Origin of the sequence: Thioalkalivibrio sp. ALE30 (genome assembly GCF_000377465.1) — a bacterium.
Taxonomy (GTDB): domain Bacteria; phylum Pseudomonadota; class Gammaproteobacteria; order Ectothiorhodospirales; family Ectothiorhodospiraceae; genus Thioalkalivibrio.
Window position 1 is genome coordinate 100,859 of sequence record NZ_KB898173.1, and the last position, 14,413, is coordinate 115,271.

At 70.1% G+C, this 14,413-nt stretch carries 9 protein-coding genes; all 9 read right to left on the reverse strand.

Features of this window, described 5'->3' with window-relative positions:
- Nucleotides 1-29 precede the first annotated feature (29 nt).
- The 9 genes from D107_RS0109625 to D107_RS0109665 all read right to left on the reverse strand — a co-directional run bounded on the left by D107_RS0109625 (nt 30) and on the right by D107_RS0109665 (nt 14,282).
- Nucleotides 30-2,390, reverse strand: coding sequence for a bifunctional diguanylate cyclase/phosphodiesterase (locus tag D107_RS0109625; RefSeq protein ID WP_196799932.1), 2,361 nt, complete (start codon nt 2,388-2,390; stop codon nt 30-32).
- Nucleotides 2,391-2,457: 67 nt separating this feature from the next.
- On the reverse strand, nt 2,458-2,886 hold the full coding sequence (locus D107_RS0109630; protein ID WP_018867471.1) for a rhodanese-like domain-containing protein: 429 nt from the start codon (nt 2,884-2,886) through the stop codon (nt 2,458-2,460).
- A gap of 232 nt (nt 2,887-3,118) precedes the next feature.
- The gene (locus D107_RS0109635) at nt 3,119-3,322 is read right to left on the reverse strand and encodes a cold-shock protein (RefSeq protein WP_018140642.1); all 204 of its coding nucleotides are present in this window, start codon (nt 3,320-3,322) and stop codon (nt 3,119-3,121) included.
- A gap of 367 nt (nt 3,323-3,689) precedes the next feature.
- Nucleotides 3,690-5,606 carry a M48 family metalloprotease gene (locus D107_RS0109640; protein ID WP_018881345.1) on the reverse strand — a complete coding sequence of 639 codons (1,917 nt, stop codon included), beginning with the start codon at nt 5,604-5,606 and terminating at the stop codon, nt 3,690-3,692.
- Nucleotides 5,607-6,080: 474 nt separating this feature from the next.
- On the reverse strand, nt 6,081-7,469 hold the full coding sequence (gene pmbA, locus D107_RS0109645) for a metalloprotease PmbA (RefSeq protein ID WP_026280786.1): 1,389 nt from the start codon (nt 7,467-7,469) through the stop codon (nt 6,081-6,083).
- Nucleotides 7,470-7,577: 108 nt separating this feature from the next.
- Nucleotides 7,578-7,841, reverse strand: a complete 264-nt coding sequence (locus D107_RS0109650) for a hypothetical protein (RefSeq protein ID WP_018867474.1) — start codon at nt 7,839-7,841, stop codon at nt 7,578-7,580.
- A gap of 51 nt (nt 7,842-7,892) precedes the next feature.
- On the reverse strand, nt 7,893-9,335 hold the full coding sequence (gene tldD, locus D107_RS0109655; protein ID WP_018867475.1) for a metalloprotease TldD: 1,443 nt from the start codon (nt 9,333-9,335) through the stop codon (nt 7,893-7,895).
- A 134-nt stretch (nt 9,336-9,469) separates the two neighbouring features.
- Nucleotides 9,470-10,300, reverse strand: a complete 831-nt coding sequence (locus tag D107_RS0109660; RefSeq protein WP_018867476.1) for a carbon-nitrogen hydrolase family protein — start codon at nt 10,298-10,300, stop codon at nt 9,470-9,472.
- Between the two features lie 55 nt (nt 10,301-10,355).
- Nucleotides 10,356-14,282: a YhdP family protein gene (locus D107_RS0109665; protein WP_038035300.1), complete on the reverse strand. Its 3,927-nt coding sequence runs from the start codon at nt 14,280-14,282 to the stop codon at nt 10,356-10,358.
- Between the last annotated feature and the right edge of the window lie 131 nt (nt 14,283-14,413).

Here is a 14,413-nt window from a genome sequence, read left to right on the forward strand (position 1 = left end):
CGACCGCCACCTGCCCTGCCGTATCCGAATCATTCCTGCTCTCCTTGGGTATCAATCGTCCCGTGATCGGCGGCGTCCGTTCCGGCCGCAACCAGGGCCTCGAAATCGGCCACCGGCATCGCGTGGTGGTACAGATAGCCCTGGAAACGATGGCAGCCGTGGCGCACCAGGAAGTCCCGCTGGGCCTCGTTCTCGACCCCCTCCGCGATCAGGCTGAGCCCCATGTTGTGGGCAATGGCGGCGATGGTCGCGACGATATTGGCGTCATCGGCGTCGTGTTCGATGTCCTGGACAAAGGAACGGTCGATCTTCAGCACGTCCAGCGGCAGGCGCTTGAGGTAGCCAAGGGACGAATAGCCGGTCCCGAAGTCATCCAGCGCCAGGGCGACGCCCCGGGCCCGCAGGGCCTCCAGGTTGGCAATCAGGGGCTGCGAGGCATCCGCCATCACGCTCTCGGTAACCTCGATATGCAGCCGCTGCGCGGCGGCCCCGGTCTCGTCCAGGATGGTGGTCACCTCCTCCATGAGCCGGGGCTGGCGCAAATGATGCGGGGACAGGTTCACCGAGATCGGCAGCGTGTCCAGAACCGGGCGCCCCTGCCAGGCCCGCAGGGTGTGGCAGGCCTGCTGCAGCGCCAGGCGCCCAACCTCGAGGATCTGGCCGGTGTGTTCGGCCACGGGGATGAATTCACCGGGCGAGATCCAGCTGCCATCGGGCTGCGGCCAGCGCATCAGGGCCTCCGCCCCGAGGATCCGCCCCTCCGGGTCGACCTGGGGCTGCAGGTGGATCACCAGTTCCTCGCCCTGCAGGGCCCGGCGCAGCTTGCGCTCGAGTTCCGCCTCGCGCAGCAGCGTGCGCTGCATGGCGGGATCATAGAAGCGCACCCCGTTGCGCCCCTGCTGCTTGGCCTGGTACATCGCGAAATCGGCCTGCTTGAGCAGCTCCTCCGGGGTGTCAAAGCCACGCGGGAACAGCGTGATACCGATGCTCCCGGACATCACGTGCTCGATATCGTCGATGCGCACCGGCTCGCGCATGGCCTTCAGCAACTCGCCCGCGATGCGCTGGGCGTCCGCGCCGGCCTGCGAGCGATCCGGGCTCAGTTCCTCCAGAAGGGCCACGAATTCGTCCCCGCCCAGACGGGCCACGATATCCTGATCGCGCAGGCGCGCGGTAAACCGCTGCGCGAGGGCCTGCAGCAGGCGGTCGCCGGCGGAATGGCCGCAGGTGTCGTTGAGCGTCTTGAAGTTGTCCAGGTCGATCAGCAGCAGTGCCGCGTGGCGCCGGGTGCGATTGACCGTGTGGATGGCGTGCTCCAGGTGCTCCAGCAGCAGCCGCCGGTTCGGCAGATCGGTGAGCGCATCACGGAAGGCCAGCCGGGCATTCTCTTCCTCGATCTCCACGATATGCCCCAGGCGGCCGGCCATGGTCCGGGTCACCTCCTGCAGGCGGGCGATCTCGGCCACGCGCGAGTCGGCTTGCAGATCGGTCTGGAAGTCCCCGTGCCCGATCCGGTCCAGCGTGTCCATGGCCCGCCGCATCGGGCGCAGGGTACGCCCCAGCCACAGGTACAGCCCGCCGGCAATCAGCACGAGCATCCCGAAGGCGGCGACGTAGGTCGTGGCATTGATCAGGTTCTGGGTCGCCACCGATTCGGTCAGATCCCGCGCCAGGACCACTGTGGCCGTCGCCTCTTCGCCATCGAACGGGACCAGCGGCAGATAGACCAACTGGGAATGCCGGCCATCTGCGTCAACGCGGCTGGCCGCCGCCTGCTGGTGCAGTCGCTCGCCCGGCGCGAGCGACATCAGGAACGGCGCGGTCAGCGCCAGCGGCCCGCGCTCGTCCAGCAGCGCGGCGCGTCCCCCGCTGGCTTCGGCCATGGACTCGAGCGCGGAGGTCGACAGGTCGCGTAACTGCACGACTGCACCGATCGGATTGCCCCCTCTATAGACCGGGATCGCCAACCCGGCATAGACCCGCTCCCCGGGTACATGATGCAGCCCCTCGTGGAAGCGCCCGTCCTCCAGCGCCGCGCGCGCCAGCGGGACGCGTTCGCCGTGGTTGTCCGCGGAGTCGTAGCGCACGTCCCCCTGGGCATCGACGACCACGATCCGGTCCGCGATACCCCCGGCGCGCAGCCGGTTGTACAGGGGGTCGGCATAGGTCCGGATGCCGGCATCGTCGCGCAGCGCTCCGATCAGCGCCTCGTTGCGGGTCACGGCCGTCGCCTCGGCGCGCATCCGCTGCCATTCGTTCGCCAGCGTCTGGCGCCAGGCGGCCGACTGGCCCTCCACGCCCAGCCGGTCCAGGCGCTGCTCGGCCTGCCCCACGGCGAGATGAGTGCCCGTGGCCAGAGTCGCGGCCAGCACCAGGAGCCCGGCGAACATGACCCCGGCCAGGATCGTCTGGAGCCGGATTCGCCGGCCGGTGGGTGCGCCTGCGGACACCACCCGATTATTCAAACGGATACCCCGAGCGAATCCACTCCGGGAAGCCGCCGGGGAAGTAGTAGAGGTTGGTAAAGCCCCATTCCAGGGCGCGGCGGGTCGCCGCCTCGGTGCGCCAGCAGTCCCGCTCGTTGCAGTACATCACCACCGGCGCGTCGACATCGCCGATGAAGTCCAGCAGGTTCTCGCGGGTAAAGCGATTCCGCTCGTCGTCCCGGTCCCGCATGATGGTCAGATTGCGCGCCTCGGGCACCCGCCCCGCCTCGTAGTCCGCACGCAACCGGGTGTCGACAAACGGCACCCCCGCGCGGAACAGCGCCCAGGCCTCGGCGGCCTCGATGGTCTGACTGCCCGGGATCATCTCCGGCGCGCGGTAGGGCCCCTGGGCCGCCGCCTGCTGCGCGAATAACAGCAGGCACAGGACCACCAGCCCCACCCGGACGAGCGATCCGCGGCGGGGCCGGAAAAGGGCCTGGTGAAATACAGCATTCATGCGCGAACGGTAGCACGGTCCGCGTCCCGAACCACGCGAAAATGCGGCCGTTTCGGGGCAGATCCGTGCAGGCACGGCCCGCATCAGCCCTCCCCCGCGCACCCGGCCCCACACGAAAAAGCCCCGCACAAGGCGGGGCTCTTCAACAACCTGGCGCTTGCGCGCCGGGGTTGTCTTACTGCGCTTCGACGTTCGCGGCAGCCGGACCCTTCTGGCCCTGCTCGACGTCGAACGAGACGCTCTGGCCTTCGGCCAGGGACTTGAAGCCACTACCCTGGATGGCGCTGTGATGGACGAACACGTCCTTGGAGCCATCGGTCGGGGTAATAAAGCCAAAGCCTTTTTCGTCGGAGAACCACTTCACTGTACCTGTAGCCATTTCGGTTACCTCTGTTTTGTACGTACTGGATTGGGATTTCGAGGGGGGAGAGACTGGAGGGCAACCGAACGACGGTGAAGATTGATCGTGATTCTCTGCGGCCCCAACCGGGACCGGAACTGCGAATCTGAACGCCCCTTGCGGGGTGTCGCCTGGTGCTGCATGGAGCCTGTTACCGTTACCTCGCGGCCATTGTCCGCCCAAACCGCGGTGCATTGATAGTGTTTTTTCGGGTTTTCTCGGGCGCCGACCCGAAACCCCTTTGGGATCCGTGACTTGCCAGCGAATTTATTTTTCGGTTCGCACACGGGCCAGACCGTCCCCGCGGCAACCGAGCGCAAAACCCGCGATTCTGCCGGCATCGCGTTCAGACGCCGCCCTCGCCGGTCGGCTGGGATCCAGCCCAATCGTCCACGGCCAGCGGCAACGGGACATGCAGCGCGGCCGCCATCACCCGCATCAGTTCGACCTCGGCGGTCACCACCTGCCCGCCATGGCTCGCGGTGGTAACCATGGCCTGGATCAGCTGGTCCTTGTCGCGCATGCGCAGGCCATCCAGTTGCTCCAGCACACGGTCCAGCACACTGGCCCAGGCGCGGGCCCCGGAGGGACCGGTCAGGGCCTCTGGAAGCTCGACTGTCAGCGGCAGGGCGCCGGTCAGGACACCCACGCCGGCCGTCAGCGCCGCGCGCGCCGCGGCCGGATCCGCCGCGTGACCGTGATGGGCAAGCACCGCCAGCAGGAAATGCGCGCCCTCCTGGTGGTCCTCCAGGGCAGCGTGGCGCGGCCGGGACGCGGCGGCCGGGTCCTGAATGTCCCCGAGCTGCCGGTCAAGAAGACGCCCCAGCGCGTATTCGAAGACCGCCACTCGCCCGTCGGCATGGATCAGGCGATCGACCAGGGACCGCAGGCGTGCCCTGTCGTCCGCGTCCAGGCGCCGCAGGGCCGGGAATCCGAGCTCCAGCAAGGGCAGGCGCAGATCGTCCCGCAGCTCGGGTTCCGCTGTCTGCAGGCGACGCACGGCCTCCTGGAGGTCACCACCCAGCGCCTCGCCGATCACCGCCAGCTGCCGTTCGCGTACCTCCGGGTCCGGGTTCAGGAGCAGATACAGCACCACCTCGATCGCCCGCGCCTCCGAGCGCGCGGCCCAGGCCAGCGGCCCCGGGATGGCGGCCAGCAGCATCCCCGCCCCCAGGATGTGGGTCAGGGCCGGATGGCCACCCAGGGCGTCCTCCACGGCCTCCGCCCCGGGCAGACGCCCCTCGCGCTCGCGCTGCATGCCATCCACCGCGCGCTCGCGCGCCCGTTCGCGCACGCGGGCATTGAGCCGCTCGCGCAGGCCCTTGAGCTCCTCCGGATCGAATTGCGGCTGCAGGATGCGTACGCGCTCCAGCAGCGGCGGATGGGTCTCGAAGAGCTGCCCGATCGCGTCGCTGGCAAACAGCATATGGGTGATCTCCTCGGTATTGCCGTTGAGACCGGCATAGCGCGCCGCCACCTTCTTCTGGGCGCCGGCCAGGCCGTCCGGCTCGCGGGTAAACTGCACCGCGTGGGCATCCGCCAGGTATTCGCGCTGGCGCGAGATGCCCGCGCGGATCCAGCGCGCCAGCGCCAACCCCGCATAGCCGACCACGATCAGCGTGACACTGAGCACCCCGACCCCGGTATCCGCGACATCCCCCTTGTGGCGGCGGCGCCGGCGCGCCAGCCCGCCCTGGCCCAGCAGCGCCAGGACCTCGATGCCGTAGAGGATGCCGATCAGGCGCATGTTGAGGCGCATGTCGCCATTGAGGATATGTCCGAACTCGTGCGCGACCACCCCCTTCAGCTCGGCCCGCTCCAGGCTGTCCAGGGCGCCGCGGGTGACCGCGATCACCGCGTCATTCGGGGCAAACCCGGCCGCGAAGGCGTTGATGCCCAGGTCCTGTTCCAGCACGTAGACCTCGGGCACCGGCATCCCGGAGGCAATCGCCATCTCCTCGACCACGTTGCGCAGCCGCTGCCACTGGGGGTCGGCGGGGTTGCCCGCGATGCGCACGCCGCCCATCTCCTGCGCGATCAGGCCGCCACCCCCGGCCCGCAGCTGCCAGGCCCGGTACAGGCTCGCGAGCACGATCAGCCCCGCCGTGATCCCCATGGTCCAGGCAATCGCCGCACCGCCGCCGCCCATGAGCCAGACCGCAATGCCCAGCACTCCGACAACCGCCAGCACCGCCAGGGCGAACAGAACCAGCAACCAGCGGGTCCTGCGCTGCACCTGGTCCTGCTGTTCGAAAAAGTTCATGGCTGTCCCTCGCCCGCGCTAGGGAGACACTGATTGAATCGCACGTCCGCGCTCGAGTCACTTTTGCGTGCGTTTAATGCGCGGTGACTGCCGTGCAGTCATTCTGCACAAGGGAGCCGCAACGCCGTGCGCGCGCCCGTTTTCGATCAACAACGGGCGGCCGAGCCCGCTCTTTCAATCACTTGTCGGGTTGGTGCCCCCTGTTCCCCGATCCTGCGTTGCGCCCCAATCCATCAGAAACGGGCGGGTAGAACCACTACCCGCTGCACGACGCGCCTTGTCTCGGAGCGCTTTGTTTCGAAAAACTGGGGGGCACCAACGCGGACGTGCGATTCAATCAGCGTCTCCCTAGGCCGCCGCCTCGAGGGATCGGGCGGTCACGGCCATGCAGCCACACGACGAGCGTAGCAGCGTGGAGGGTACCGGGGAATGCGCGGCGCACGCCCACTGCCGGGCGCGCGCCGCGAGGGCGGCTCAGTCGCCGGCGACGGTCATCGACTCGATCAGGATGGAGCCGGTGTGGATGTTGCCGCGGCGGTCGACATCGGTGCCCACGGCCGCCATGCGCCGGAACATGTCCTTCAGGTTGCCGGCGATGGTGATCTCCTCCACCGGGTACTGCAGCTCGCCGTTCTCGACCCAGAACCCGGCAGCCCCGCGGGAGTAGTCGCCGGTCACCATGTTCACGCCCTGCCCGATCAGCTCGGTCACCAGGAAGCCGGTACCCATCTCGGACAGCAGGGCGTCAAAGTCCTTGTCCCCCGGGGCCACGGTCACATTGCGCGCGCCACCGGCGTTGCCGGTGGTCTCCAGCCCCAGCCGACGCGCAGCGTAACTGTCCAGGGTATAGCTCTGCAGGACGCCATCGGCGATCAGCGGCCGGTTGCGGGTGCGCACCCCCTCGCCGTCGAAGGGTGCGCTGCCCAGCGCGCGCGGGGTCAGCGGGCGTTCCTCGATCTGCATCCAGGCGGGGAACACGGTCTCGCCCACGGCATTCAACAGGAACGAACTTTCGCGGTACTGGGCCGGCCCGGAGATCGCGCGGGTGAAGCTGCCGATCAGGGTGCGCGCCATCTCCGGCGCGAACAGCACCGGGCAGGTGCGGGTGGAGAGCTTGCGCCCGCCCAGCCGGCGCACGGCGCGCTCGGCCGCCTCGCGCCCGATCGCCTCGGCGGCGGTCAGGTCGCCCGCGTGGCGGGCCACGGTGTAGGCATAGTCGCGCTGCATGCCGGCCGCGTCGCGCGCCACCAGGGCGCAGGACAGCGAGTGCCGGGTACTGCGATAGCCCCCCATGAAGCCCTGGCTGTCGCCGAGAAAGGCCATGGCGCGCCGCGTACTGACGCTGGCGCCCTCGGAGTTCTCGATCCGGTCGTCGGCCGCGAAGCCCGCGGCCTCGATCGCGCGGGCCAGTTCGGTCGCCTCAGTGGCGCTGCAGCCCCAGGGGTGGTCAAGGTCGAGGTCCTCCCAGTCGCTCGCCTTGAACGCGGGGTCCGGCATCCCGGCATACGGATCCGGCTCGGTGTAGCGGGCGATGCGGCAGGCGGCCTCGACGGTGTCGATCAGGGCCTGGTCGCTGAAGTCCGTGGTGGAGGCCGCCCCCTTGGACTGGCCGAAGTAGACGATCAGCGACAGGCTCTGGTCGCGCTCGTGCTCCAGGCTCTCGATCTCCCCCTTGCGCACACCCAGCTCCAGCCCGACGCTGTGGCTGACCACCGCCTGGGCGTCCGAGGCCCCGCGCTCGCGCGCCGCCTCCAGTGTGCGCTGGACCCGTGCCTGGAGGGATTCCGGCGAATGGGACAGGGCCTGGACCTCGCCGTCCTGGGACAGGGATTCCGGGCTCACGCGTTCGGGAGATGTACTCATGCAGGGTTCCGCTATAAAGGGACGAGTCGGGGATATCCGTCAGGGATACAGAAACAGGGAAGCGGCCCCGGGCCATTCAGCCCGGAACCGCATGCGGTGCCGGGCGATCTAGTCGACCCGGGCGCCGTGCTTGTGGACCGCGCCGGCGTTGCCCCAGCGCTCAAGGTCGTCGACATGCACGCCGACCCAGTACAGCATGCCAACGCTGTCCCGGGTCCAGCCGCCGACCAGGTCCTGGCCCTCGCCCAGCTCGACGTGGTGGGCAAACTGCTCGGCCTTGTCACGCGCGCGGAACACATGCCACTGCACGATCTGGTCGTGGCCATGCCCTTCCGGCAGGGAACGTTCCTGTTCGAGGAAATCGAGATTCATCTGTTGCCTCCTTGTCGCCGTTTCGACGCCGATTCTCCGGTCCCGCAGCGCTCACGCCGCCTGGGTACCGCCCACGGTCATGCCATCGATCCGCAGCGTGGGCTGACCCACGCCAACCGGCACGCCCTGGCCCTCCTTGCCGCAGGTCCCGATACCGGAATCGAGCTTCATGTCGTTGCCGATCATCGATACCCGCGTCAGCACATCCGGGCCATTCCCGATCAGGGTCGCACCCTTGACCGGGTACGTCACCTTGCCCTTCTCCACCCGATAGGCCTCGGAGGCGGAGAACACGAACTTGCCGGAGGTGATGTCCACCTGGCCGCCGCCGAAATTGACTGCGTACAGGCCGTCGTCCACCGAGGCCAGGATCTCCTCCGGGTCGGCGTCGCCGCCGAGCATGTAGGTATTGGTCATGCGCGGCATCGGCAGCCGGGCATAGGACTCGCGGCGGCCGTTGCCGGTGGAGCGCGTGCCCATCAGGCGGGCGTTCATCTCGTCCTGCATGTAGCCGCGCAGTACGCCGTCTTCGATGAGCACGGTCTGCTGGGTGGGGTTGCCCTCGTCGTCGACGTTCAGCGAGCCGCGCCGCCCCTCCAGGGTGCCGTCATCGACGATGGTGATGCCCTTCGCCGCGACCTGCTCGCCGACGCGCCCGGAGAACGCCGAGGTGCCCTTGCGGTTGAAGTCGCCCTCCAGCCCGTGGCCGATCGCCTCGTGCAGCAGCACGCCCGGCCAGCCGGGGCCGAGCACCACCTTCATGGTCCCGGCCGGGGCCTCGCGGGCCTCCAGGTTGACCAGCGCCTGGCGCACGGCCTCGCGGGCATAGCCGGCGGCCCGGTCCGACTCGCGGAAGTACTGGTAGCCGAAGCGTCCGCCGCCGCCCGAGGTCCCGGATTCGCGACGCCCTCCCTGTTCGACGATGACCTGCACGTTCAGGCGCACCAGCGGGCGCACGTCGGTCGTCAGCTCGCCGCGGGCGTTGAGCACCAGCACGACCTCGTGCACCCCGGCCAGGGAACACATCACCTGGGTGACGCGCGAATCCTCGGCGCGGGCCACGGCATCCACCTCCTTCAGGAGGTCGATCTTGGTCTGTTCGTCCAGCGAATCCAGCGGGTTGTCGGGGGCGTACAGCGCCGGGCGCGACGGCGACCGCGAGGCCACAGCGATGCGCCCGCTCTGACCGGCGCTCGCGATGCTGCGCGCGGTCTTCGCGGCCTCCAGCATGGCCGGCATCGCGATGTCGTCGGAATAGGCGAACCCGGTCTGCTCGCCACGCACCACGCGGATGCCGACCCCGCGCTCGATATTGAAGCTGGCGGACTTCACGATGCCATCCTCCAGCGACCACCCCTCCTGGCTGGCGAACTGGAAGTAGCAGTCGCCCCCGTCGATGCCGTGACCGAAGGTGGTACCCAGAAGGGTGCTCAGCTCGCTGTCGCCGAGACCGGCGGGGTCGAGCAGGGTCTGTTGCGCAAGACGGTCGATCATGCAGTCCTCTCGGGTTCGGAGATCGACTGCCCCGCCGCACTCGCAGGCGGGGCAGCACTTTTTGTTTCAGTATGGAGCTTGGGGCACCGCCCGCGCTTTCAAGCGCGCCGGCGTTGCGGGTTTATGTCGCCGGATCAGGTGGTCCCGGGGCACGGCAGGCGGCGATGCTCCACGGCCGGGAAGCTGTTGCGGATGCGCGCGGCCTGGGCCCGGTCCAGATCGGCCAGCAGCACGCCCGGGTTGCGCTGGAGCTGGCCGACGATCCGGCCCCACGGATCCACCAGGGCGCTGTGGCCATAGGTTTCGCGGCCGTTCACATGGAACCCGCCCTGAGCCGCCGACAGCATGTAGCACTGGTTCTCGATGGCGCGCGCCCGCAGCAGCACGTCCCAGTGCGCCTGCCCCGTCTGCGCCGTGAAGGCCGCCGGCAGGGCGACCCATTCCGCCCCCTGATCCAGCAGGGCCCGGAACAGCTCGGGGAAGCGCAGGTCGTAGCAGATCGCCAGGCCCATGCGGCCGGCCGGCGTATCCACGACCACCACCTGGTCGCCGCGCTCGAAGACCTTCGATTCGGTATAGGCCTCGCTGCTGTCCGGCAGGCGCACGTCGAACAGGTGGATCTTGTCGTAGCGCGCCACCTGCTGCCCCTGATCGTCGAACACCAGGCAGGCGGACCGCACCCGGTCGCCACCCGCGGTCTGCAGCGGGATGGTCCCGCCGACAATCCACAGCCCGAGGCGCCGGGCCTGCTCGGCGAGAAAGGCCTGCAGCGGACCGGCCCCGTCGGCGACCTCGGCGATGCCGAGGACATCGGTCTCCTGCATGCCCATGAAGGCGAAGTTCTCCGGCAACACCGCCAGGCGCGCGCCCTTGTCGGCCGCCTCCTGCAGCAGTCGCTTGGCCTCCAGGAGGTTCGCCTGGGGCTGGGGTCCGGAGGCCATCTGGATGGCCGCTACCTGAGTCATGTTGCTCCGCTTGTCCGTTGCGAGACCGGTCGGGGCGCCACTGCCCGCGCCGGTATCAGTCGTTGTCGGCCCCGTCGGTCTCCGCTGCCGGCTCCACCAGCACGCGTACCTGCGGGTCGTCCCAGGGGCCCGTCACCGCGTACTCGACGCGGGCCGCCTCTTCTATCTGATCCCCGATCCCCAGCACGCGTTCCGCAAGAAGCACCACAACCCCGGTCACGGGGCCGCCCACCAGGGCCCCGACGATCGGGAGCGCGGTGCGCAGGCTCGGCACGACCACGATCTCGTGATCATAGTCACGTGCCACCAGCCCGGTGCGGCCGCTCAGACGCACCTTGGCCGAGGGTCCCTCCAGGCGCAGGTCGGGCACATGCAGGTCCCCGTCGCGCAGCACGGCGTCCGCGGTCAGCTCGCTGAAGGTCAAACCCTCGGTGAACACGTCGCGGAAATCCAGCCGCAACCGCCGCGGCAGTACGTCCAGGCTGACCAGCCCCAGCAGGCGACCCGCCCCCGGCTCGACATCCGCCAGGCGCCCGTCGGACAGCGACAGCTCCACGGACCCTGTCAGCTGCGCCAGGCTCGGGGCGTACAGCGGCCCCGGCCAGACGAGCGACAGCGACCCGTCGCCGGCGCCCCCGACCAGGGCCCGCGACAGCCCCGCCGACCGCAGGGCCGCGCCCCAGTCGTCACCGGACAGGGTCGCATCCAGGCGTGTCTCCGGCAGACCCTCCCCGGACACCCGCCAGATGCCGACGGCGTCGGCGTGGAGATCGCCTTCCGGGGCACGGACCTCCAGGTCCCGGATCACCAGACCGCTGGACTGCGGCTCCAGGCCCAGTTCGATATCCGCGAAACGGTAATCGCCCAGCGCCAGGCTGTCGAGCGTCAGGTCCACCGCCGGCCAGGCCCGCGGATCCTCGAAACTCCCGGCCGTGACGGGCTGCACCTCCGCTTCGGCCTCTTCGCCAGCGCCGGTCCACTCGAGATCGTCCAGAATCAGGTGACGCAGATGCGCCTCCCAGCGATCACGCCCGCCAGCGGCCATCGGGCGCCAGCGGGCCTCGCCGGCCAGCCAGTCGGACGCCACCTCCAGATCCCAACCCGCGTCCCCGCGCCGGCCCAGAAAGCGCAGCCCGGGCAGGTCCCGCCCGCCCCAGCGGATACGGTCGCGGATATCCAGTTCCAGGCGCGTCAGCGCCACGGCCTGCTCCGCCTCCTCGGCTCCGTCGCCGGCCGCGCCCAGATCCACCGCACCGCCCCAGGGGGCCTCGCCCAGGGCCTCGAGCCACGGGTCCACCTCCAGCCGTGGCAGGCGGGCACGCACCGACACACCCGCCCCCGGCAGGGCCAGGGCGCTAGCCCGGGGAGCGCCGATCTCCAGCGCCAGGGCCTGCAGGGCAACCCCGCGCGCCGCCGTGCGGGGCTCGGCGCCACGCACGGCCGGATCCTCGGGAGCGGCAGTCGGGGAGAGACGCAGGTGGGCCCGCAGGACCGAGCCCAGTGTCAGGTGGCCAATGCCCGCGCCGTCATGCCCCAAGGGCAGCGTCAGTTCCAGCGCACGGGCCTCCTCCGCCGGCTTGCCGATCGGCTCCGGCCAGTCGATCGCCACACCCACCAGATCCGAGCTCAGATCCAGACGCACGCCATCCACCGCCTGGCCAAGGCGCAGTTGCGCCTCCCACTGCGCCGAACCCTCCAGATAGGGGGCCAGCTCCGGAAAATCCTCCAGCCAGGGCCCCAGGGGTTGCCTCCCGCGCACCGTGAGCCGTGCGGTCTCGCCATCCAGGGGCCAGTCCGCCCCCAGGGTGACGGTCTCGTCATGGACACGCGCGGTCACATCCTCCGCCGCGATGCGATCGGCGGTATCGAACCGGACCTGACCCTCCACCGCCTCCAGCACCGCGGGCCAGCCCGGGACCTCGGCGCGCGTGCCCTGGAGATCCAGCGTGCCGGCGACCCGCGTCTGGTCCATGCGCCCCTCCTGCAATGGCAGGCTCAGGGAGAGCCCCAGCCGGGTCGGACCCTCCAGACGTGCCTGATCGCGCAGCTCCGCCGCCTCCGCCAGCAGGTCGGCCTGACGCAGATAGGTCAGCAGATCGGCGGCATCACCGTCGGCCGTGCCCTCCAGTTCGAGGACCGCGTTCTCCATATCCTCGATCCCGATCCGGGTGGCATGCACCTCGGTGTCGAGGATGCGGCCCCGCGCGTCCTCGGCGCGGAAGCCCGCGTTGTGGAACAGCAGCCGCCCGCCGACGCCCTCGGCCCTGGGCCAGCCCTCCTGGTAGTCGAGGATGCCCGCCTCGACATCCGCCCACAGGTCGAACACCCCCTCGCCGTCGGCAAACGGGAAGTCCTCTCCGCGTCCGCGGTAGGCCATGCCGCCCCCCGTGGAGACCCCGGTCACGATGCTGTCCACCAGCCACTGATAGGTGTTCTCCGGCAGGTGATACAGCGGCAGGTAGCGCGCGGTTCGGTCGCCGTTGGCGCGCAGGATGTCCATGGCGATATCGACCCGCGGGCCGGCCGCATGCCCGTCCAGCCGCATCCGCATGCGCCCGCGCACCGCGGCGTCGGCATTCGCGGCATTCAGGCCCTCGCCCGCCAGATGCCAGCGCCCGGAGTCGTCACGCTCGGCGCGCAGGCGGCCACGGGCGGTGTCCAGCACCACCGGCTCGGCCAGTACCCGCGGCAGGTCGATCTCCAGGTCGCGGCTGTCCAGAAGCAGCTCCACGCCGCCGCGACGCCACTGCAGGTAGCCCGCCGCCCCCTGCACCCCGAGCCCATGCCCGGCGGCGCGCCAGCCGAGATCCCGCACATCGGCCTCGGCCCAGACCGGCTGCAGCCGGTCCGACTCGCGGCGTGCCTCGAACCGGGCCAGGTCCAGTGTCCCGCGCGGATGGAGGTCGGCGATACGCTCAGCCAGCTCGGGCGCCGCCTGGCGCAGCAGCGTGAGCAGGGGTGCGTAGGGCTCGACGTCGACATCGCGGGCCGCCAGCTCCACCGCATCCACCACCAGCTCGCGGGGCTCGCCCTCCAGGCGGTAGGCCAGGCGCAGGTCCCCGGAACCCGGCCGCGTCCCGCTCCAGGACGACCGGTGCCGACCGTCCCGGACCCGCCAGTCGAATCGATGGCCGATGGCCGGACCGTCCGGTTCCCCGGCCAGGCTAAGAGTCGTCTCGTGATCCCCGCGCAGCCAGGCCATGCGGCCATCGTCGAGCGCACCCCACAGGCGCAGTGTCGCGGTGCCCTCGGGCGCGGGCCAGCCCAGGTAGGCCAGCCACGGCTGCCAGGCGGTCAGGTCCACCGCATCCGCTTCCAGGAAGAAGCGCGCATCGCGCAGATCGGCCGCCGGCGCCTGCAACCCGAGCACGAAATGCCCACCCGCGTCCGGCGCGTCCAGGGCCCCGTCGAGAAACAGCCGCAGCGAGCCGTCGTGCGCCGTGCGCAGGGCCGCCCGGTCCAGCCGCGCGGCGGACTCCAGGCCCGCGCCGCGGTCCTCCCAGATCAGCCGGATCGCCTCCGCCTCGACATCGGGCCACTGCGCCACCGGGATGGTGAGCAGCCGCCCCTCGCCCATGCCGATCTCGCGCCCGTGGAGAGAAAACCGGCCATCGGCATGGCGCACCAGGCGCAGGTCCACCCCCTCGACCCGCACCGCCAGCGCCGGATGCCGGCTGCGCAGGCTGGCCCCGGCACTCAGCGATATCCCGAGGCGCTCGATGGCAACCGGCTCGCCCTCGGGCATCGCCACCCGGACCTCCCGCGCCACCAGCGCCGGGGACCAGCCGGCCCAGCCCAGTTCGATGCCCGCGGCGGAGACCTCGCGCTCAAGCTGCTCGCTGGCGGTCGCCTCCACCCAGGCGTGCAGGCCGTCCCAGTGCGGCAACGCCAGGCGCAATGCCAGGATGGCGATCACCAGTGTCAGCACCAGGGCCAGCAGGATCCCCAGGGCCACCCGTACACTTTGTGAACGGATGCTCATTTCTCACCCGTCCAATCACAGCGCGGCCTGCCCGGCCGACCGGGACCCCGATCCATGCTGGGTCCGCACGCGTGCTTCACCTTGGTGTCTCTCCCTCCCCGCTGGCGACAATCGCCCGCACCGGGCGAGCA

Excerpts from the sequence above, each read along its gene's own strand:
- D107_RS0109625 (WP_196799932.1), bottom strand. The coding sequence starts at position 2,390 with ATGTTCGCCGGGCTCCTGGTGCTGGCCGCGACTCTGGCCACGGGCACT.
- D107_RS0109635 (WP_018140642.1), bottom strand. The coding sequence starts at position 3,322 with ATGGCTACAGGTACAGTGAAGTGGTTCTCCGACGAAAAAGGCTTTGGC.
- D107_RS0109640 (WP_018881345.1), bottom strand. The coding sequence starts at position 5,606 with ATGAACTTTTTCGAACAGCAGGACCAGGTGCAGCGCAGGACCCGCTGG.
- pmbA (WP_026280786.1), bottom strand. The coding sequence starts at position 7,469 with ATGAGTACATCTCCCGAACGCGTGAGCCCGGAATCCCTGTCCCAGGAC.
- D107_RS0109650 (WP_018867474.1), bottom strand. The coding sequence starts at position 7,841 with ATGAATCTCGATTTCCTCGAACAGGAACGTTCCCTGCCGGAAGGGCAT.
- tldD (WP_018867475.1), bottom strand. The coding sequence starts at position 9,335 with ATGATCGACCGTCTTGCGCAACAGACCCTGCTCGACCCCGCCGGTCTC.
- D107_RS0109660 (WP_018867476.1), bottom strand. The coding sequence starts at position 10,300 with ATGACTCAGGTAGCGGCCATCCAGATGGCCTCCGGACCCCAGCCCCAG.
- D107_RS0109665 (WP_038035300.1), bottom strand. The coding sequence starts at position 14,282 with ATGAGCATCCGTTCACAAAGTGTACGGGTGGCCCTGGGGATCCTGCTG.